General features: G+C 48.6%; 18 protein-coding genes. 10 read left to right on the top strand and 8 right to left on the bottom strand.

Annotated features, from left to right (window positions below; genetic code table 11):
• Positions 1–4: 4 nt before the first annotated feature.
• Positions 5–1,606, bottom strand: a complete 1,602-nt coding sequence (gene bshC / locus DN748_RS18310) for a bacillithiol biosynthesis cysteine-adding enzyme BshC (RefSeq protein WP_112373290.1) — start codon at positions 1,604–1,606, stop codon at positions 5–7.
• Positions 1,607–1,805: 199 nt separating this feature from the next.
• Here bshC and DN748_RS18305 point away from each other — a divergent pair, with 199 nt between their 5' ends.
• On the top strand, positions 1,806–3,533 hold the full coding sequence (locus DN748_RS18305) for a M23 family metallopeptidase (protein WP_112373289.1): 1,728 nt from the start codon (positions 1,806–1,808) through the stop codon (positions 3,531–3,533).
• Between the two features lie 170 nt (positions 3,534–3,703).
• Positions 3,704–4,333, top strand: a complete 630-nt coding sequence (locus tag DN748_RS18300) for a hypothetical protein (RefSeq protein ID WP_112373297.1) — start codon at positions 3,704–3,706, stop codon at positions 4,331–4,333.
• A gap of 88 nt (positions 4,334–4,421) precedes the next feature.
• Here the strand turns inward: DN748_RS18300 and DN748_RS18295 are convergent, their stop codons facing one another.
• Positions 4,422–5,588, bottom strand: coding sequence for a cysteine desulfurase family protein (locus tag DN748_RS18295; RefSeq protein ID WP_112373296.1), 1,167 nt, complete (start codon positions 5,586–5,588; stop codon positions 4,422–4,424).
• 137 nt (positions 5,589–5,725) lie between these two features.
• Between DN748_RS18295 and DN748_RS18290 the strand changes: the two genes are divergently transcribed.
• Positions 5,726–6,703: a hypothetical protein gene (locus DN748_RS18290; RefSeq protein ID WP_112373288.1), complete on the top strand. Its 978-nt coding sequence runs from the start codon at positions 5,726–5,728 to the stop codon at positions 6,701–6,703.
• A gap of 75 nt (positions 6,704–6,778) precedes the next feature.
• On the opposite strand, the gene DN748_RS18285 is transcribed toward DN748_RS18290, so the two are convergent.
• Positions 6,779–7,792: a 3-oxoacyl-ACP synthase III family protein gene (locus DN748_RS18285; protein WP_112373287.1), complete on the bottom strand. Its 1,014-nt coding sequence runs from the start codon at positions 7,790–7,792 to the stop codon at positions 6,779–6,781.
• 201 nt (positions 7,793–7,993) lie between these two features.
• Between DN748_RS18285 and htpG the strand changes: the two genes are divergently transcribed.
• Together htpG and DN748_RS18275 are read left to right on the top strand one after the other, a co-directional pair.
• Positions 7,994–9,877: a molecular chaperone HtpG gene (htpG, locus tag DN748_RS18280; protein ID WP_112373286.1), complete on the top strand. Its 1,884-nt coding sequence runs from the start codon at positions 7,994–7,996 to the stop codon at positions 9,875–9,877.
• 167 nt (positions 9,878–10,044) lie between these two features.
• On the top strand, positions 10,045–10,482 hold the full coding sequence (locus tag DN748_RS18275; RefSeq protein WP_112373285.1) for a hypothetical protein: 438 nt from the start codon (positions 10,045–10,047) through the stop codon (positions 10,480–10,482).
• 204 nt (positions 10,483–10,686) lie between these two features.
• Here DN748_RS18275 and DN748_RS18270 read toward each other — a convergent pair whose 3' ends face one another.
• Positions 10,687–11,301, bottom strand: a complete 615-nt coding sequence (locus DN748_RS18270; protein WP_112373284.1) for a DUF3244 domain-containing protein — start codon at positions 11,299–11,301, stop codon at positions 10,687–10,689.
• A 233-nt stretch (positions 11,302–11,534) separates the two neighbouring features.
• Between DN748_RS18270 and DN748_RS18265 the strand changes: the two genes are divergently transcribed.
• Positions 11,535–12,413 carry an AraC family transcriptional regulator gene (locus DN748_RS18265; protein WP_112373283.1) on the top strand — a complete coding sequence of 293 codons (879 nt, stop codon included), beginning with the start codon at positions 11,535–11,537 and terminating at the stop codon, positions 12,411–12,413.
• A 66-nt stretch (positions 12,414–12,479) separates the two neighbouring features.
• Here DN748_RS18265 and DN748_RS18260 read toward each other — a convergent pair whose 3' ends face one another.
• A complete protein-coding gene (locus DN748_RS18260; protein ID WP_112373282.1) occupies positions 12,480–13,262 on the bottom strand; it encodes a S1/P1 nuclease in 783 nt (260 codons plus the stop codon).
• 345 nt (positions 13,263–13,607) lie between these two features.
• Between DN748_RS18260 and DN748_RS18255 the strand changes: the two genes are divergently transcribed.
• Both DN748_RS18255 and DN748_RS18250 read left to right on the top strand, forming a co-directional pair.
• Positions 13,608–14,963, top strand: coding sequence for a serine hydrolase (locus tag DN748_RS18255; RefSeq protein WP_112373281.1), 1,356 nt, complete (start codon positions 13,608–13,610; stop codon positions 14,961–14,963).
• Positions 14,964–15,083: 120 nt separating this feature from the next.
• Entirely contained in the window at positions 15,084–15,893 is an 810-nt protein-coding gene (locus DN748_RS18250) for an HAD family hydrolase (RefSeq protein WP_112373280.1), read from the top strand.
• A gap of 37 nt (positions 15,894–15,930) precedes the next feature.
• On the opposite strand, the gene DN748_RS18245 is transcribed toward DN748_RS18250, so the two are convergent.
• A complete protein-coding gene (locus tag DN748_RS18245; RefSeq protein ID WP_112373279.1) occupies positions 15,931–16,752 on the bottom strand; it encodes a siderophore-interacting protein in 822 nt (273 codons plus the stop codon).
• Between the two features lie 143 nt (positions 16,753–16,895).
• On the opposite strand from DN748_RS18245, the gene DN748_RS18240 reads away from it, so the two are divergent.
• Positions 16,896–18,161 (top strand): DUF819 family protein, encoded by a 1,266-nt coding sequence (locus tag DN748_RS18240; RefSeq protein ID WP_112373278.1) that lies wholly within the window; start codon positions 16,896–16,898, stop codon positions 18,159–18,161.
• Positions 18,162–18,220: 59 nt separating this feature from the next.
• The gene (locus DN748_RS18235; RefSeq protein ID WP_112373277.1) at positions 18,221–18,943 is read left to right on the top strand and encodes a DUF4369 domain-containing protein; all 723 of its coding nucleotides are present in this window, start codon (positions 18,221–18,223) and stop codon (positions 18,941–18,943) included.
• A gap of 20 nt (positions 18,944–18,963) precedes the next feature.
• On the opposite strand, the gene DN748_RS18230 is transcribed toward DN748_RS18235, so the two are convergent.
• Together DN748_RS18230 and dnaN are read right to left on the bottom strand one after the other, a co-directional pair.
• Entirely contained in the window at positions 18,964–19,947 is a 984-nt protein-coding gene (locus DN748_RS18230) for a TIGR00341 family protein (protein ID WP_112373276.1), read from the bottom strand.
• A 263-nt stretch (positions 19,948–20,210) separates the two neighbouring features.
• The gene (gene dnaN / locus DN748_RS18225) at positions 20,211–21,329 is read right to left on the bottom strand and encodes a DNA polymerase III subunit beta (RefSeq protein WP_112373275.1); all 1,119 of its coding nucleotides are present in this window, start codon (positions 21,327–21,329) and stop codon (positions 20,211–20,213) included.
• Between the last annotated feature and the right edge of the window lie 537 nt (positions 21,330–21,866).

Genomic DNA, 21,866 nt, shown 5'->3' with positions numbered 1-21,866 from the left:
CATGCTACTCTTTCATGGTCAATATCGTAAATCCTCCTTCCAGCGGTTCCAGCACCTCCATCAGTACGGCGATAAAACCGCTGCCGTACTCGCGGTAGAACCAGGAGAAGTTAACCGTTCTTTCCTGCAGGGACCGCCCCGGAAACAATTCGTCCTGCAGGCCGGTAATACGGACCACGTGGTCGGAAAGTTTGCGGCGCTGTGCCTTCAGCAGCCTCTTTTCCAGCTTTTCCAGCCCTTCCAGCTGTTTTACTTCCTGGGCTTTTACGGCATTCTCAAAGCTCTTGTCTGTGCGTTCCGCAAGGGCGTACAAGCCCTTGAACTGTTGCCTGAGGTGTGTTTTCTGAGGAGTGAAATCAATATCTATATCGCTGATCTCCCTGACTTTCCTGTTGATAAAGGCATCCCTCTCCATAAAGAGGGAGGCAGGTTGCAAATGCAAGCGCTCCATTTTTTCCCGCTCCCTGGCACTGATCACCAACACCGAATTACGCACCAGCAGCACGGGGAAGGGTACCTTTACGGCATTGAAAAAATCCTTCATCTGCAACCAATACGCAATTTCACCACCGCCGCCTATATAGCAAAGGTTAGGCAAGACCACTTCCTGGTACAGCGGGCGCATGAGCACATTGGGAGAAAAGCGCTCAGGGGCTTCCCTGAGATGTTTCAACAACGCGTCCCGCCCCCATGAAATATCCGTACCGTGCACGGTATACCCGTCCCCGTCTTTTTCTATACGTTCCCGGAAATCCTCCCCGAGGTAAAAGAGATTGATCTCCCTCGGGTTTACCTGGATGCCATACCCGGCCTCCCGGAGTTTTTCCGAGGTATGCGACACCTGGTCATAGGCGGTATGCTCCAGTAGTTCGCCCTCCATATACGGCACAAAACGCTCCTTGAGCAATTTGTCGTCCCCGTCAACGATCACCAGCCCGTAATGCCCGAAAAGGCGGTTGACCAGAAACCGGGTGGCCTGTGCCAGGTTATCACGACCGAGATAGGCCTCCCGGAACAGCTCCCTGAGCTCATCGGCATGCGTGCCCGGGCCGAGTTCGGCTGAGAACAGCTGGAACACCTCCTCCAGCCCGTCGGTAGAAAACCTTCCTACCGCTCCCCCGGACGGCCTGTTCCAGTTAAAATTCTTCCCGTTAAAATAAAAATGGCTGATCTCTTCAAAATCGTGATCTTCGGTGGCCATCCAGTATACCGGGACCACTTTTTTCTCCGGGTAGGTCTCGTTCAGGCGCGCTGCCAGTTTTACAGCGGATACTATCTTATAAAGAAAATAAGACGGCCCGGTAAAGAGGTTTAATTGATGGCCGGTAGTCACGGTAAAGGTACCGGGAGCGGTCAACGCCTCCATATTGGACCGGGTTGCAGCAGACACCTCCGTACCTTCGTACTGCCGTTTCAATACTTCCCCGAGTATCTTACGCGCTTCAGGGGAGTAAAAAGACTGCTTCTCCTTCATCTGCTCCCCGAGGGCCGCAGGCTCCGGGAAACGATGATAAAACGGCGAAAGCCTTTCCTTTTTTTCCACATAATCACATATCAATCCGGAAAAATATCCTGTTTCTCTCAACGAAATACACTCTGAAGGCATAGTTACTCCTGCAATTTTAGAAGATGTAAAGATAGAATTCTTTAGCGGACCGTTTCTAAAAATTACGTTAAGATGTCGCCCCGTATCCATACCGGTATTTTCTTCTCCCTGTCACAGTACGCTTTCTCCGTATAAAGCATCATATTTTTTGCCTTCTTCCTCTTATTAACTATTTTAGCCCGGCCTAACAATACATTCCATGCGATTATTTCATTTTGCACTTGCTTTCCTGGTCATTTCAGCCAGCTTTGCCCAGCAACAGGCTTACCCTGACGATTATTTCCGTGCCCCCCTCGACATTCCCCTCCTGACATCGGGAACTTTCGGCGAACTCCGGGGGAGCCATTTTCATGCCGGGACCGACCTCAAGACACAACAACGCGAAGGGCTGAAGGCATATGCCGCAGCAGACGGATATATCTCGGCCATAAAAATATCACCCTGGGGATATGGCAAGGTGCTTTACATCACCCATCCCAACGGCTATACTACGGTATATGCACACCTGAAAAAGTTCAATACCGTCATAGAGGCCTATGTTAAAAAACAGCAGTATGAAAAAGAAAGTTTCAGCATCGAAATCAGCCCTGATGCATCCGAACTGCCGGTAAAAAAGGGAGATGTCATTGCCTATACCGGCAATACCGGAAGCAGCGGGGGGCCACACCTGCACTTCGAAATAAGGGATACCGAAACCGAAAAGCCCATCAATCCGTTTTTTTTCGGTTTAAAGGTCAAGGATACACAAGCCCCCGTTATCCAGGGGCTATACGCCTATTCCCTGAGCGACAGTACCCGGGTAAACCAGTCGCAACACCCATTACCCATACGCTTTTCAAGACAACCGGACGGTACGCTGCTCGCCGACGGGATCACGGCCTTCGGGGATATCGGTTTCGGGATACGCACCTACGACCGGCAAGACCTTTCCTATAACAAGAACGGGGCGTACAGCGTACAGCTATCGGTAAACGGAAATGCGAGGCTCTCTTACGATTTCAGGACATTTTCCTTTGCGGAGACCCGGTATATCAAGACCATGATAGATTACAGCCACTATGTACGTCAGCGACAAATCGTACAAAAGTGCTTTATCGATACCGGCAACAGGCTCAGCATTTACGGCAGGCAACACCAGAACGGCATTATACACATCGAGGAAGGGTCACAGTACAACGTGCTCATAGAAGTGAGTGATTTTGAAGGGAACAGCAGTACACTTCAAATCCCGGTGTCCGGTAAAAAAGAGGACATACGACAGCCTGTAAAAAAAGAAATCACCCCTTATCACCTTCGGAAAAACCGGGACAACATATATACCATAGGAAAAAACACCGTGTTTTTCCCGGCCAATTCCAGTTACGGCGACCTGTACCTCGACCTGGAAGATCTCGGGAACGGCAGTTGCCGGGTACATCACCCGGAAATTCCGCTACACGACAACTACACCCTCACCATGGATGTTTCGGAATACCCGGAAGGCGAGCGAAAGCAGCTCTTTATAGCACATACCGACAGCAGGGGAAGGCCGGCATACCGGAAAACCTACAAAAGAGGGAATTCCTTTTCTACCCATACCCGGGACCTCGGTGTGTTCAGCATTGTCAAAGACAGTACCCCTCCCCGGGTAACGCCGGTGAATTTTAAAAACAAGCAGTGGCTGTCCAACTACCACTCCCTGAAAATAAAGATCACCGACGATCTCAGCGGCATAGATACGTACCGGGCCACCATCAACGGGAAATGGATCTTAATGGAATACGAGCCCAAGCAGAACATGCTTACCTACGATTTTGAGGACATGAGTTTTGACGAAAGCAAACAGCAGCTGGAAGTCGTGGTTACCGACAATGTAGGCAACAGTACCACATTTAACGCCACCTTTTACCGGGCAAAAAAAACCAAGAACCCCGGGGCAAGGCCGTAAGGTGTGTAACAGAAGCCTGTTTTTACAATTTCGAGGCAAGTACAGGAGTTTAAATCCCGATTATCGGGTAAAAGCAGTACCTTTGTCACATCTTTACAAAAAAATACAGTGATGTTCCGGCTGACTGGCAAGCAGTGCTGTTGATATGGATTAAAAACACTCCGGGAAAAGTGAAAAGGATATTCTTTATATTGGCATTTCTGGGTTTTACCACCGGTTTTGCCCAGAAGACCATCTACGAAAGCAAGCGTTTCGACCAGCTGAGCAAGGACCATAAAACCCTGGCCATTGTACCCTTTCTGGCCACCCTTCATCTCGAACATACCGACAACATCAGCAGGGAGCAGATGAACGAACTACAGGCTACGGAAGGCTATGCCGTACAGGAGGCCCTGGAGAGCTATTTCTCCCAGAAAAAAAACAGGAAAGGCTTCCGGGTGGGCTTCCAGAACATCAAGAACACCAATGCCATACTGAGTAAAAACGGTATCACCCTCGACAATATCGATATCCACACCACCGAAGACCTCTGTAAGATCCTCGGTGTGGACGGTATTATCAGCGGCAATATGACGCTGAGCAAGCTCATTTCCAAAGGCGTGGAAAACCCCGGCTTTTTTGATATCGTGAGCGGTAAAAGCGACTACGGCCGGATCGCCATAAAACTAAGTGACGGGGATACGGGAAAACTATTGTGGAAATTCGAAAAGACCATGACCCGCAAGTCGGGAAAGAACACCCGCGACATCATCGAATCCATCATGAAAAAGGCCTCCAGGAAATTCCCTTATGAAAAATAATTCCCGGAAGCACTCAATCCGATAATTGGTTATTGGGTTATTAGGTTATTGGGTTAATGAGTTGTTGCCTGAATAACTCATCAACCCATTAACTTATTACCCCCCCCTGCCCGGCAGCAAATTCCGCCAGCGTATCGACCACGTAATCCAGCTCTTCCTTCGTATTAAAGGATGAAAAGGAAAAGCGCAGTGAAGGTTTTCTAAGCGCTTCCTCACTCAATATGGCATTGAGAACATGCGACCCGGAAAGGCTCCCGCTCTGGCAGGCACTTCCCTGGGAACACGCGATCCCTTTCAGGTCGAGGTGAAAGAGGAGCATCTGCGCCTTATCCTCACTAAAAGGCAGGCGAACGTTTACCAGGGTATACGTACTCCTTTCGGCGCACTCACCACTGCCGTTGAACACCACCCCGGGAATACGCGCGCTGAGCCGTGCCAGAAAATGATCCTTCAGGCCGCTTACATATGCCCTTTCCTCTTCCAGGCGGTCATAAGCCATTTTAAAGGCTTGCTCCATTCCCGCAATATTGTGTACAGCTTCGGTGCCCGCACGATAACCGCGTTCCTGTTCACCCCCGAAGATCAGGGGTTGCATCCCGGTTTTTTTCCGGATAAAGGCAAACCCCACTCCCTTGGGACCGTGAAATTTATGGGCCGAAGCCGCCAGAAAATCTACCGGGGTTCGCTGCAGGTCCCATTCCCAGTGGCCCACAGACTGTACGGCATCTGAATGGAACAATGCGCCGTACTCCTTGCAGATACGGGCAACCGTATCGATATCTATCCTGTTCCCTATCTCGTTGTTTACGTGCATGAGGCTTACCAGCTTGCGGGTGCTGTCGCCTTTCAGGAGTTCTTCCAGGTGACCGGGGTCCGGGGTTCCGTCGGGGTCCGGCGAAACAAATTTCAGGCTTGTCCCGTACTCCCTGCCCAGCTGTTCTGCCGTGTTCAGTACGGCGTGATGCTCGGTCCGGGAAGTGATAATGGTCTGTACTCCCAGGTCGCGTACGGCACTGCGAAGGACCATATTATCGGCCTCGGTACCTCCCGAAGTAAAAACGATCTCAGAAGGAGAGGCATGCAGGTAACCCGCAATGGTTTTCCTCGCCTTTTCTATCAGTGTCCGGGACGAACGCCCGAAACTGTGTATCGAAGAGGGGTTGCCATAGTGTTCTTTCATTACGGTATGTAATACATCGACGACCTCATCCCGCATCGGAGTGGTCGCTGCATTGTCGAGATATATCCTGTGCATCCGTTCCTTAAAATTATAGATGATTTTATCCGTTATACATACATTTCCCGTACTTTTGTTTCGGAAATGCGCGTACAAATTTAAGGGATTTGTCCGGATACAGCACATCCCGAACAATGTAAAAAGACTGTTATCTTATGAATCGTATAAGCCTGAAAAATACCGTAGCGGTACTGCTTTTACCGCTCTTCCTGCTCTCTTCATGTAATGACGGCGACCTGGACATCGAACGCGTGGACCTCTCTGAATCCGATATATCTTCCTGCGATACTTTTGGCGAAACCGGCATTATATTCAAAGCTGCCGAAAGCGAAGCCCTCATCCTGAAACTGCCGACCAATTTTTTGAGGAACAGGGCTACGACAGACAGTATCGAGAGCCTGATCCCCGGAAGTTCCGAGCTGTATTACCGTTTTTTTAACGGTGAAGTAGACAATAATTATTTCTGCAGCACCATCACTCCCGCCACACCATCGGTAGAAAAGGAAATTACCGCAACCGGGGGGATCGTACGCGCTGCCACTACCGCCAAGGCAGATGGTACCGGGTTCAATCACGGCATCAGGATACACGGCGCCGTACTCCAGAATGAAGCCGGGGAAAGTATCATAGAAGACGAATTCTACCTCGGTACTTTCTCGACATCTCCCGAAAGTGCAGATCTCGATATCACCTATGCCAACACCGTTTCCTACTGCAACGACACCCTGCTGTACAAAACAGGGACTACAGGCGACGGAAAGGGCGTCGCCATTGTTCTCGATCTCGAGGAAGGCATGCTCCTGGACCAGGTGACCGAAGAAGACACACTGAGAACAAGCACGATCGGTACGGGATCGAGGGTCTTTTTCCATATCTTTAACGGGGCGGTCCCCGACGATTATTTCTGTATGGAAGAAAGGCCGGGAACTCCCGAAGAACAGGCCGTATACGAGGCAACACAGGGAGAGGTTACCATTAGCACTACCGAAAACGGGGAGAACAACGGTTATGTACACCAGATCAATTTTGCCAGGATGATGCTGCTCGACAACCAGGACAGGAGACTCGTCCCGGCGAATTCTGCCCTGGGGCTCCTGACCACGGGAAGCAGTGAAGAAGAGGATACGCCGTAGCCGGGTCATTAAGTTGTCAGGTTATTCAGACGCACATATTGCCGTGGGAATCTCACAGTACCCCCCGGGACTGTTTCAGCCCCACCGGATGACAGCACTTCCCCAGGTAAACCCACTGCCGAAGGCCGCCAGGACGAGCAGGTCTCCGTCCCTTACCTTTCCGGCTTCCCTGGCTTCTGCCAGCGCTATGGGAATGGATGCCGCCGTAGTATTGCCGTAACGCTGTATATTGTTGTAGACCTGCGTATCGGAAAGCCCGAATTTCTGCTGTATGAACTGTGAGATCCTCAGGTTTGCCTGATGCGGTATGAGAAGATCAATATCCGAAGGGGCCAGGCCGTTTTTCTTCAGCCCTTCAACAATCACCTCGCTGAACCGGGCCACGGCATGCTTGAACACGAACTGCCCGTTCATATGCGGATAATAGGAAACATCAGCCGGGTCGTTTTCTTCCAGGATCTCCGTCACCCACCGTTTTCCCATTCCGGGGGCGATAAGGGCCAGTTCTTCGGCATGCTCACCTTCGGAGTGAAGATGGGTAGACAACACCCCTTTCGACGGGTCCTCCTCCCTGCCCAGGATCACCGCTCCGGCGCCATCCCCGAAAATTACCGAAACCGCCCTGCCCCGCGTGCTCATGTCCAGCCCGGTCGAATGCAGTTCCGAACCTATGACCAGGATATTCCGGTACATGCCGGTCTTTACAAACTGGTCGGCCACCGAAAGCGCATAAATAAACCCCGAGCACTGGTTCCTGACATCCAGGGCGCCTACCGTTTTTATCCCCAGGTCCCGCTGTACCTGGACGCCGGGCCCCGGAAAATAATAGTCCGGGCTCAGGGTCGCAAATATGATAAAATCGATATCATCCCGGTCAATCCCGGCATTTTCTATCGCTTTTTCCGCAGCTTTCACCCCCATACTGGCCGTGGTATTCCCGTCCCCCCGTACTACATGTCTCCGCTCCCTGATCCCGGTACGTTCCTGTATCCACGCATCACTGGTGTCCATAATACCGGCAAGGTCGTCGTTGGTAACCACGTGTTCCGGCACATAATATCCTGTTCCGGAAATTCTGGAATTATACATCATTTTACTGTTTTTAGCACTTAAGAACATTAAATCTATAAAATAAAAATCGCAATTTAATCCAATCTGCATAAAAAAGTAGGGAATCCTTCCCCGGAGCTGCTTCCTGATCTTTCTTATGCCACTTTGGCAGCCGTTTCCTTCTTGGTATTTTTTTTGGAAAAGGTCTGATCGGAAATTACTATTAAAATATCATATACAATGACAACCGGAAATATCAATGTATCGGTGGAGAACATTTTCCCGCTGATCAAGAAATTTTTGTACAGCGACCACGAAATCTTCCTGAGGGAGCTTATCTCCAATGCCACGGATGCTACCCTGAAGCTCAAACATCTGACCAGTATCGGTGAAAGCAAGGTGGAATACGGCGATCCCGTTATCGAGGTCAGAATAGACAAAGAGGGGAAAAAACTTCACATTACCGACCAGGGGATCGGGATGACTGCCGAAGAAGTTCAGAAATACATCAATGAAGTCGCATTTTCAGGAGCCGAAGAATTCCTGGAAAAATACAAGGACTCTAAAGATACGGGGATCATCGGGCATTTCGGCCTCGGTTTCTATTCTGCCTTTATGGTGGCCGGCAAGGTAGAGATCATCACCAAGTCCCATACCGATGCTCCGGCGGTGCACTGGACCTGCGACGGAAGCCCGCAGTTCACCCTCGAAGAAGCAGACAGAACAGAACGCGGTACGGAGATCATCCTCCACATCGCCGACGATTCCACCGAATTCCTGGAAGAAGGGCGCATACAGGAACTGCTGGTGAAATACAACAAATTCATGCCCGTACCCATCAAGTTCGGAACACGTACGGAAACACTTCCCAAACCGGAAGGTGCCAAAGAGGAAGATCCCGCACCTACCCGGGAGACAGACAATATTATAAACAACACTCAGCCGGCATGGACCAAACAGCCCTCCGACCTCAGCGAGGAGGATTACAAGAATTTTTACAGGGAACTGTACCCCATGCAATTTGAGGAACCGCTGTTCCACATTCACCTCAATGTAGACTATCCGTTTCACCTGACCGGCATACTGTTTTTCCCGAAACTCAACAACGAGATCAATCTTCAGAAAGACAAGATACAGCTGTACCAGAACCAGGTATTTGTCACCGACAATGTAGAAGGCATCGTTCCCGAGTTCCTGACCATGCTCAGGGGGGTGATCGATTCCCCGGATATTCCGCTTAACGTCTCGCGAAGCTACCTGCAGGCCGACGGCAATGTCAAGAAAATTTCCAACTACATCACCCGTAAGGTGGCCGACAAGCTCTCGTCACTCTTCAAGGAAAACCGGGAGGATTTCGAAAAGAAATGGAACGATATCAAGATCGTTATAGAATACGGTATGCTCTCGGAGGAAAAATTCTTTGAAAAAGCAGATAAATTTGCCCTGTATCCTACTGTAGATAACAACTACTATACTTTTGAAGAACTACAGGAAAAAATCAAGGACAGCCAGACCGACAAAGACGGCAAACTGGTTATCCTCTACGCCAGCAACAAGGAAGAACAGCACGGCTATATCGAAGAAGCCAGGGCCAAAGGTTACGAGGTCCTCTTACTGGATTCTCCCATAGTGGCCCACCTGATCCAGAAACTGGAAACCGGCAAGGAGAATATCTCCTTTACAAGGGTAGATTCGGAACCCATCGACAACCTGATCAAAAAGGATGAGGAAAAGATCTCAAAACTCTCGGATGAAGAAAAGGAATCCCTGAAAGAGGTCATAACGGCTGCAGTACCCAAGGAAAAATACACGGTACAACTGGAAGCCATGGACAGCGATGCGGCGCCCTTCGTGATTACTGAACCCGAGTTTATGAGGCGTATGAAAGAGATGAGCGCCACCGGCGGCGGGGGCATGTTCGGCATGAGCAATATGCCTGAAATGTACAACCTGGTGGTCAATACAAATAACGAGCTGGTATCACAGATACTTCAGACCAAGACCAAGGCCAAACAGGAAAGGCTTATAAAACAGTCCCTGGACCTTGCCCGCCTGTCTAAAGGACTGCTCAGGGGAGAAGAACTGACCAGTTTTGTAAAGCGCAGTTTTGACATGATAAAATAGATCACGGCAGTTATCCACGGAAAACGCCATTCTCATACGGAATGGCGTTTTTTGTTTTCACGGGGGCCATCACCATACCTTTGTGATTCACTGCGGGTGAAAACCGGATTTTTTTCGTATATTTAGGAGGACACCTTTCATCCGATATTTTCACAACACCCTGTATTATGGAAAACCTGTTCAAAAAACTAAAACTGGAAGATCAGAAGGAAATTCTCATCCTCAACGAGCCTGAGGGATTTTCACAGCAGCTGGCAGAATTGACCGGCATAGACATCTACGAATCGCTGGTACAGGTAAACAAAGTAGAGTTTGCCCTGGTATTTGTCACCACCATCCGCGATTTCGAACAGCAGATGCTGACACTCGGCCCGAAACTCAAGGACGATGTGGTCCTCTGGGTGGCCCATCCCCGCACCATCTCGGCACATTTCGATACGGATATCACCGACGCCTATGACTGGGGGCCGCTTACCAGAAACGCATACGATGCGGTAAATACACTTACGATCAATGAAGACTGGGAGGCGATCCGGTTCAGAAAAACCGAATACGCCAATCCTTTATACCGCAACCGGGAGAAGGATATTAAAGAAAAGAATTAATAATTGATAAGTTATTGAGTTACCTGGTTATTAAGTTATTAAGGCAACAACCCAATAACTTAGTAACCTTAATAACCCAATAACCATCCCCCCAACGGAAACAGGCTGCCTCCCTCAGGAAAGCAGCCCGTTTCTCGCTTTAAAATCAATCAATCTATTAAAAACCCAATATTTTAATCTCTTTCTTTTTCCGTATTCTGTCGGTTAAGACTTTACGGCAGTAGTCTGTACGCTTTCTACGAAAGTCTTGTCCTTGTGGGTCATAACGAGCCTGTAAGTCCCTTTATGTACATTGGAAAAATCGTACATCTTACCGAGTTCGTATGCTCCTTTCAGTGTTTCTTCGTAAAGCAGGTTGTTCTGGGCGTCGTAAACCTCCACATGCAGGGGAGATTTATCAAGACTGAGCAGGTTTACGTATACCATACTCTTTTTGACCGAAACCACGGGCTTGTACATTTCGTCGTTTTTATCGTAGAGCAGCATTGCAGAGCTATTATCTACCACTATGGGATAACGCTTAATTTTGGTAGCGCTCTCCACTTCGAGATAATATTTACCTTCGGGAAGCTTGTCAAAATTATAGGTTCTCTTGTACTCCCCGTTAACCTCAATGTTCTCTGCATACAAAACCCTGTCATTCATGTCTATTAAAGACAAGCCCACAGTTTTCTGCACACTGTTCACAACAAAACTTACGGTTTTTCCCTCATACCCTTTAACTTCAAGGGATACGTCAAGATCTCCGGTCTTTGCTACGGCTGTTGCTACCACAAACATCATGGCGGCAACAATACTGATTTTGTTAAACTTCTTCATAACAGCATTTTTTTTAATTAAACGGATTAGGTTTTGTTGACGATGTAAAATTATAACGGCCGTCTTCTCCCTACTACCAATAAATTTTCCTATATATGTGCTATTTTAACCCTCAACCAATGTTAAGAAAATGTTACGGTTAATATTTCATATATTATTATTAAATTTGCATACAAATCTCTAAAATCGTTGATTTTATTTTAATAATTTCTTAACCCGAAAAACGGAACACGATGGAACTAAAAAGCCCGAAACCCGCATTTGAAGTGATACACCCGTCTTTTGGCAATTCTTTTTCCTATACCCTGTATACCCAGAAAAAGAACAACAAGGCCAAATTGTGGCATTATCACCCGGAAATAGAACTTGTTTATGTAAACGGGGGAGCTGGAAAACGCCAGATAGGAAGCCATATCTCCTATTATACGGAAGGTGACCTTATCCTTATCGGGAGCAATCTGCCCCATTGCGGCTTTACCAATGAACTCACGGGAAACAAAAGTGAGACCGTTATCCAGATGAGACCTAATTTTCTGGGGAATGATTTCCTGAAAATTCCGGAAATGAAGAATATACAAACCCTGTTCGACCGGGCCAGGGGTGGCATTGCCTTTTACGGCGATACCAAAACGGAGATCGGAAAAAAGATCGAGCAGATGTCCATGCAATCGCAGTTCAACAGGTTACTGACTATGCTCAGCGTATTACACGAGCTCCAGGACTCCAGGGAATACAAGGTGCTCAATGCCGACAGTTTTTCCCTTGAGACCGACATCCAGGACAATCAACGCATCAATACGGTGTTCAACTTTGTCAAGGATAATTACCAGAGGGCCCTCAGCCTGGACGAAGTGGCGGCACTGGTAAACATGACCGTACCTTCTTTCTGCAGGTACTTCAAGAAAATATCCAACAAGACCTTTACAAAATTTGTCAACGAATACCGGCTGGTACACGCCTCAAAACTCCTGGCAGAAAAACCCATGAGCATTACGGAGATCTGCTTTGAATGCGGGTTCAACAATTTTTCCCACTTCAACAAGTCGTTCAGGGAATTTACAGGCAAAAGCCCGTCGGAATACCGCCATGAACACCAGTCCGTATTCCAGTAGGGGGAATGGGTTATCAGGTTGCTTAATTTATGCTCAATAACCTATCAACCCAATAACTTAGCACCATCAACCAAAAATATCATTGAGCACCGCGGCCAGCCGTATTCCGCCTTTGCGCAATTGCTCCCTGACCGTATCGAAATGATCGTACATATACTTATACCCCAGTTTGTCCCCCATTCCGGCGGAAGCATAAACCCTGTCTGCCAGTAATCGTGATTCTTCTACCCACTCCCCTACGGTCCCCCCGCTTATCGCCCTGAGGTCGTCACGTGAAATATCGGGGTAACTGTCCGCCAGTTCCGTATAGCTCATCTTGTAATGGTCGATCATTCTGGAGTCCCATACGCTGTGCAGGTTGGTACCTTCGTTAAACCATCTTACCTGTATGTCGTTACCTCCCTTATCTTCGGCCCTGCCTACATGCAGGGGCTGGTGCAGATCGCCGATAAAATGGACCAGCAGTTTCAGGTAGAACACCTTGTCCTCTTCCGTCGCATTGTCGTCCCGCAATACTTCCGCACACTTTTCAATGGCCGTTACCAGGTCGCCCTGCGGATTTGCCGGAGCCTCCCCGTAATGTTTGCCGGGAGCAATATTTACGTAATGCCAGGGATTGATATACCGGTAACGCGGATCGGATTTTATTTCGTCGGCATACGCAGCCCCGACCGCCAGCTTTTCCCCGTGCAGTAAACTGCTGATTTTCTTTCCCGCTTTCCTGCTCAGGTATTTTTCCGCGATCTCCGCAACCGTACGGTGACCGGTTGGCCCCCAATCCGAAGTTCCTTCCGCAGCCCACAGTAATGGCCCCGAAACGATCAGCAGTAAAAAGAATGCTTTTTTCATTAGTTTAGTTTATTAGTTCTTAGTTTGTTAGTTGCTGGTCTAACGCTGAACTGTCATTCCGACAGCCTGTCCCGAGCATCGGGGTAGGAAAACCCCGAAGGGCTCAGCACAGCAGTTAAATCGCCGGTGCTTCCTGCCATTTTTTTACCCTCGAAGGAAGATATAAAACAGTTTCAAAAGTAAAAACATCCTGTAAATATTCACTACCCGGGAGGGAGAAAATAATATATCAGGATAATATACCGCAACCTGTAACTTTCAACCTGCAACCCAAACACAAGACACTATCGCAAATTGTGTACCTTTGCAGATACAGAACCTGATTGCCGCCAATATCGATATTTAATGAAACGGACAAAGAACATGCTGCTGTCCGCTCTGATATTTTGCAGCCTGCCCTACACACAGTGCCTGGCCCAGATACCGGAGCTTGTAAAAGACGAACTCAAAACCCGGGTAGAACAGGGCATATACCCTTCTATAGCCCTGGGTATCTGGAATAAAGGGGAAACACATTATTACATCTACGGCAAAGCCAGCAGGAACCCGGCACAGGAAGCCGATAAAAATACACTTTACGAAATAGGAGACGCCACCCAGATATATACGGCACTCCTGCTGGCCAGGTATGTATACGGAGATAGTACCAGGCTCGGGGAACGCATCCCCCCTGCTCTCAGGGACAGTAGCGGGCAATTTCCGGACACCGGCATAACCTGGAAAGAACTGGCCACACACACCTCAGGGCTACCTTCACTTCCGGAAAAACCGGGCTATCCGGCCAAAGCCGACCCTTATGCCGGTTACAGTCGTAAGGAATTATTCACTTATACAAACCTGCACTCCGATCCCGGGCAGAAAAAAAAGTACAGGTATTCCATTACCGGTTTCGGATTGCTGGGGGAACTGCTTTCCGACATACAGAAAACCGATTACAATTCGCTGCTGAAAAAGGACATCACCGAACCTCTCCGGCTACAGCATACCTTTCTCGAAGTACCTCCCGGAATGCGCAGGCACTATGCCACGGGATATACAGACACCATTGCGGAACACTGGCACTTTAAGGCTCTTGCCGCTGCAAGGGGCATCAAGAGCAATATCACGGATCTGCTGTCATTTGCAGCGTCCTTTATCGAAAGTGACACTTCGCTGAAAGGTCCCGCATCCCTTACATTAAAAGCACATTTCAATGACCGGAAAGGCCATAAACAGGGACTGGGCTGGCACTTTCGGGGCAATGTTGCCTTTATCAACGGCAATACCGGCGGATTTCACTCTTTTGTAGCCCTGAACCCGGACCGCAGAACAGCAGTGGCAGTTCTGGCCAATTCAGGGGTCAACCCCGTAGATGATGTAGCCCTGTACCTCGCCGATTCCCTGAGGAACAACATCCTGAAAACCCCGGAACCCGTCGCCATCCCATCCGGAATGCTGAAACAATACGCCGGCAGTTACCAGAACAACGGCTTGGGGGCATCCCTGGAGATCACTTACCGGGACAACAAACTATATGTCTCCGCTCCGGATATAAAGCCCAAAGTCATATACCATTACGGCCATCACCGTTTCTTTTTCAAGGACCTGCTGGCCCGGATCACTTTTGAAACCGATGGCAATGATATCCCTGTGGGGCTGCTCCTTCGTCAGAACGGACGTGAAATACTGCTGATCAAGGACGACAACCCCGGCACGGACTGATTTTTGTTTCAGTGATTCAGCCCTTAAAAAAATACCTGAATAACTTAATGACCTAACAACACCGCATTTTGAATATCCGCAATATATTTGCGTAATTGCAGCACAATAAATATATCATATATGGCGTACCGCATACTCTTTTCAGACATCGACGGCACTCTTCTGAATGCAGAAAGAGACCTGTCTGTAAACACCATCCGTGAGATCGGCAGGATAAAGGCCAGTATGCCCGTGGTCCTGGTATCGGCACGGATGCCCAAACAAATGACGCATTTGCAGGAAAAACTGGGGATCACCGACACTCCCCTGATCTGTTATAACGGGGCCCTGGTCATGACAGGCGATACAGCCATTCATTCTACGGAAATCCCCCCGGAAACCATACACAGGATCGTGGCATACAATGAAAACAACCCGGACGGCAAATTCCATATCAGCCTTTTCCAGCACGATTCGTGGTATGTGGAGGCCTACGATTACTGGGCACAACGGGAAGAGAACAACACCAGGGTAAGTCCCGAGATCAAGGCCAACCGTATCGTGGCGGACGAATGGAGTCGCAGCGGTATCGGGGCCCATAAAATAACCTGTATGGGAGATGCTGCCCTGATCGAAAAAGCGTATCAGTATTTCCGGGAACACCTGGGCGACGGTCTCCATCTGTACCGTTCCAAGGATACCTATATAGAAATCGCCAGCAAACAGGTTTCCAAGCTCACCGGAATAAAAAGGCTGCTGGAACAGTACGATATTCCCCTGGAAGCCGCCATCGCTTTCGGCGACAACTACAACGATACCGAAATGATCGCAGCCGTAGGTCACGGTGTAGCGGTGGCCAATGCCCGCGACGAGGTCAAGGCCGTAGCCAAGGCCATCGCCCGGCATCACAAGGAAGACGGGGTAGCCCTCTATCTGCGGGAACTGCTGTAAGCTCTCCGTAACAGGGAAAAGCAGGCAGAAAACAGGCCTATATGCTTTCTTTTTCTTTCCGCCGGGCCGTAACGGACTGGTCCTCGGCCACTCCGTCCTTCCAGTAGGAATAGGCATAAAGTTCGCCGGAGGTCCACCCGAGGTCCTTGCGAAGATAAGCCCGGATCTCCCTGACACTTGAAAACTCGGCAGCCACGTAACCGAACCTGGAAACATCTTCGGGGATGCTCACTTTTTTTACAAACGCTGCCAGTTCACTATCTTTTCCGGGAAAGGGGTTGTATACCCATTGTATATCGACATCAGCCTTAGTGTACAGCTCCTGCCGGTCTTCTTCTGTGGGAATTTCAATAATAACCCTGGCCCTGGCAGTCTCCGGCAGGGTTTCCAGGATGGCCCCGAGCACAGGTATGGCCGTAATATCGCCCACCAGAAGATACCAGTCTGCCGGGCTGATCAGCGGTTTTTTGCCTTGTTTCATCAAAACCCCCAGCTTGTCCCCCTCTATTGCGGAGGCCGCCCAGGCCGAAGCAGGACCGGAATCGCCGTGATAGGCAAAATCGATGATCATCTCATTTTCAGACAGGTTTATACCGCGGTGCGTATATGTTCTCACTACAGGCTTCAGGTGCTCGGGCGGAGCAATCCATTCGCCCTTCTGTTCATCGTATTCCGGGAAGTGAATTTCCTTTACTCCCCGGGGTGGAACAAGTATCTTGTTATTGACCCCGATGGTGGTATCTTTAAAAAGGGGAACATCATTTCCCTCCAGGACTACCCTGATATAATGGGGCGTAAGAAATGTTCTCCTCTTTACCGTCAGTACCCCGCGGAGCACTCCATTGTTCTTGACAGCCATATGCAAAATGTTTAAACGGCTAATTTAATTCTTTATTTAAAGTTGTTCTAAATAAAATAGTTAAATTTGGAAGCCGCTAAGTTTGTCTGCAGTTTCCCCGTTCTCCCCGATTTTCGTATTTTGCCGTGCTAACTACAACTAATATGGAAAAAACTACTCTTTTTACGGACGATACCATCGTTTTCGGACTGCTAATGCTTTCTCTCGGTTTTGTTTTCTACACTTCTTCGAAAAAGACCGGTTTCTGGAACAAATTCTACAGCATCATTCCGGCATTGCTCATGTGCTACATGATCCCGGCTATACTCAATTCGGCAGGGATCATCGATTACCGGGAGTCCCAGCTGTATTATATAGCCAGTCAATACCTGCTTCCGGCAGCCCTGGTGTTCATGACCCTGAGCATTGACCTCAAGGCTGTTTTCAACCTGGGTCCCAAGGCCCTGATCATGTTTTTCACAGGTACCCTGGGCATTGTTCTCGGAGGCCCCATAGCTATTCTGATCGTTTCCATTTTCTCTCCCGAAACCGTAGGGGGCGCCGGCTTCGATGCGATCTGGCGCGGACTGGCTACCCTGGCCGGAAGCTGGATAGGCGGAGGTGCCAACCAGGCTGCCATGCTGGAAATATTTCATTACAACCCGGAAAAATACGGGGGTATGGTACTGGTAGATGTGGTCGTGGCCAATTTATGGATGGCTATTATCCTGTTCGGAATCGGTAAAAACAGGCAGATAGACCGATGGTTCAACGCAGATGATTCGGCTATCGAAGCATTGAAACAAAAAGTTTCCGCTTTTGCCGAAAAGACATCCCGTATCCCCACTATTTCAGATTATATTATTATCCTAACCCTCGCTTTCGGGGCTGTCGGCGTCTCTCACTGGGGCGCTGACCTTATTTCCGGGTTTCTGACCGCAAATTTCGAAGCCATCAGTAACAAACAAAGTGCCCTGTCATCTTTCGGGTCGCAATTTTTCTGGATGGTCACCATAGCCACCCTTATAGGCATTGTATTGTCGTTCACTCCCGCCCGTAATTACGAAGGGGCGGGAGCCGGAAAGTTCGGTAGTGTATGTATCTATATCCTGGTAGCCACCATCGGAATGAAAATCGATCTCAGGGCCGTATTCGACAACCCGGGATTACTGGCTATCGGACTGATATGGATGGCATTTCACGCAGCCTTGCTCATCCTGGTAGCCAAATGGATCAGGGCCCCGTTCTTTTTCCTCGCTGTGGGGAGCCAGGCCAATGTGGGAGGCGCCGCATCGGCCCCGGTAGTAGCGGCGGCATTTCATCCGTCCCTGGCTACCACAGGGGTACTGCTGGCCGTATTCGGTTATGCCGTCGGGACCTACGGGGCCATGTTGTGTACATGGCTTATGGAATTTGCTTCCACTCTTTAGCATATATGGATCAGATTAAAGATATTTGCAACACTAATTTTATAACTGTTAAAACCATCATGATATCCGCAAACCGATCTATCGCACTTATCATACTGCTCCTGGCAGGTTTTTCATGCAGCAAAAACGAAAACGTCATGCACCTCACGGGGCAGGTCAAGGGACTGAAAAAGGGAACCATATACCTACAGAAAATCCAGGATTCCACCCTGGTAACCCTCGACTCCCTGGTGGTTGACGGTAACAGTAATTTCGACTTTACCACGGCGATAGAAGATCCGGAAGTATTTTACCTGTCGGTAAACCGGTTCAACAGCATAAACAAGGATACCAGCCTCCGCTTTTTCGGGGAGAAAGGTGATATAAATATTGAAACCAGCTGGAATTTTTTCTCTGCGGAAGCTGAGGTTACCGGATCGGAAACCCATAAAAAACTGGAACAGTACGAAAGCATGATGAAGCGGTTCCGGGAAAAAAACCTGGAACTGATAGCAGAACAGATCAAGGCTTCCGGCGATTCGGCCAGGATCGACTCCCTGGCCCTGCTTTCCGACAGGAACACTACACGCAGTTACCTGTATACCCTCAATTACGCCCTGGCCAATAAAGACTCTTATATAGCTCCCTATATCGCCCTGGTGGACGCCGGTAATGTCCGCCTGAAATACCTCGATACCATCAACAAGTCACTCACCCCCGAGATCGCTGGCTCCAGGTACGGAAAAGAGCTGGACCAATATGTAAAACTCCTTAAGGAACAGGCGGAGAAAGACGGGGATTAGCCCAACGGGAACTCACCACCCTACTGTTCCCCTCCCAGCTTGCGAATGACCAGGATGGCAACAATGATGAGAACAAGGCCAAAAGACCATATAAGAAAGGCATTGCGGGTTTTCCGTTTTGCCTTTTCCTTTTCCCACCATTTCCCCGGACGGATTCCCGCCAGGTAAAACGTTATTATCCCCGCGATATTAAGACAGATAATGTTAGTGGAAAATATAAGAAAAGAATTCAGGGCATCCGTATAATAGCCGCCGCCGAAAAGAAGTCCCGCCCTTACCAGTGGCGGTACCAGGGCCGCTGCCACCATAACCCCTACCAGGCTGCCTCCCTGTCCGCCCAGAACAGATATCACACCTGCAAACCCGCATACCAGGGCCAGTACGATATCCTGCATCCCCAGGTCGGGGTCCATCGTAATATCGCCTACACCCGAGGCGAACATGCCCCAGAAAAAGGAAATCGCCAGGGTGATCAGGGTAGAAACGATCCCTGTAAGCATCGACTTTCTTATAATATGCCAGTCGCCCAGGGTAGTCCCGAATGCCATCGACATATTTGGCCCGAGAAAAGGGGCAATGACCATAGCTCCTATAATAATGGCCACATTGTCTTTCAGTATCCCTATCCCCGCTACAAAAGACGACAGGATAATCATCAACAGGAAATTTACCGAAAGGCTTACCGGTTCATCCACATCGCTGTACAGCTCTTCCTTGCTGATCGTTATAAACTTCCCGAAACTTATCTTATCCTTTTCTTCCGTATCGGGCAGGTCTACCTTGGGCAAGGTCCCTTCCACAGGATGTATAATAACACGGTGATAAGCCTCCTTCTCCAGCTCCTGTAACAGTGTAGTGGAATATTCGTCCTGGAGAAGTACATTCAATATCACATAGCCTTCGATAGTCTTTACCTCCCATTTCTCCACCACTTCACTACCTTCCAGTAATGCGGATACCCTCTCCTGCTTATCCTTTTCAAGAATGATTTCTAAACGTCTCAAAGACTTCCGTTTTTTATAATTATCAGACCGATTACTTCAGCCCCCCACGAGGTTTTCAGTTAATACCTGGCCAGGCCATTTCTGTACAGGGCACCGGGAAAACCAGGCCGTTAACAAGGCTAAAGATAGTAATTTTAGACATCAATGTATCAAAACACATCTCAGGGCATAAGTTTGGACTGCCTTTGCAACCAATAAAAAAAGCCGCTCTATCCCGAAAGGACAAAACGGCTTAAGTATTGTATTGAAAAAATTATAAGCTGTTAATTATTGAGCATCACGGGCATGACGAGCATGGTTATATACTCCCCTTCATCCAACCCGTCTGCGGGCGTCAGTATACCGGCGCGATTGGGCAGTGACATCTCCAGTGACACCTCGTCTGACGAAAGGTTGTTCAGCATTTCTATAAGAAAACGGGAATTAAATCCTATCTGCATGTCATCCCCCTGGTAGTCGCATCCGAGCCGTTCTTCGGCCTTGTTGCTGTAATCAATGTCTTCAGCCGATATATTCAGTTCCGCCCCGGCGATCTTGAGCCGTATCTGGTGCGTTGTCTTATTGGAAAATATACTCACACGTTTGGCAGAACCTAAAAACTGTACCCTGTCTATCACCAGTTTATTCGGGTTCTCCTTGGGGATCACCGCCTCATAATTCGGGTATTTTCCGTCGATAAGCCGGCAGACCAGCTCTACGTTGTCAAAGGTGAACTTGGCATTACTCTCATTGTATTCCACCTTGACCTCCGCTTCACTTCCGGCCAGTATCCCTTTCAGTAGGTTTAAGGGTTTTTTGGGCATAATAAATTCAGCCACCTCACTTGCAGACAGGTCGGTACGCTGATACTTTACCAGTTTATGCGCATCGGTAGCCACAAAGGTCAGGTTCTCCGGGGAAAACTGGAAAAACACCCCGCTCATCACAGGGCGGAGATCATCGTTTCCAGCCGCAAAAATGGTCTTTGCAATAGCCGTTGCCAGAACATCTCCCACAATGGAAGTAGCACTGGGATCGGACAGCTCTACGGTTTTCGGAAATTCCGCAGCATCGGCATAGGCCAGCGCGTATTTCCCGTGATTGGAACTGATCTCAATCGTATTGTTGTCTTCCATCACAAAAGTAAGGGGCTGCTCCGGAAAAGTTTTGAGGATATCCAACAACAACCTGGCAGGAACGGCAATACTTCCCTCCGCATCCGATTCTACCTCGAGCACCGAGCTCATGGTAGTTTCCAGGTCAGAAGCCGACACCGTGAGCTTAGGGCCGCTCAACTCGAACAAAAAATTATCTAATATCGGAAGCGTATTACTGTTGTTGATCACACCTCCCAATACCTGCAGTTGTTTTAATAAATACGAACTGGATACTATAAATTTCATCTGTAATTTTTTAGGGCTCCTTCCTGGTTAAAACATGCGCAAAAGGAGATTTCTTATCTTCAACTACAAATATATCCTAATTATGGGTTCTATTGAAACATATTTATTAACATCTTATGAATACAGAAGATCATACACAAGGCTTTACGGCTACACCCGGAATAAACACGTCCGGGAAACAACAGATAGCACACAAACAACTAAATTCATGTAAAAAACTGAAAATCATACGTCTGAAAAACAACAACTCAAAACACCTGCCCACATACGGATTTACTGAAGAAAGTTCAAACCCGAAAACTTTTCCTGCTCCATCGAAAACCCCTGTTTATCAACAATAAATTCACAATAAGGCCTCATTTAAAATCGTACAAAAAACCTTTAAAAAAGGCGAGCCACCCTAAAACCTGAGGTGAAGAACTAACAGGCGGAATACGGACGAAGACGCCCTCCCCCCTGGCATGATGCCATAAAAAAACCCTTCACCGTAATGATGAAGGGTTTAAAGAAGGCGGCGACATACTCTCCCACGAATGC

Origin of the sequence: Sinomicrobium soli (genome assembly GCF_003285545.1) — a bacterium.
Lineage (GTDB): Bacteria > Bacteroidota > Bacteroidia > Flavobacteriales > Flavobacteriaceae > Sinomicrobium.
The sequence above is the reverse complement of the archived record's forward strand: the minus strand, read 5'-3'. Positions and strand labels throughout refer to the sequence as shown.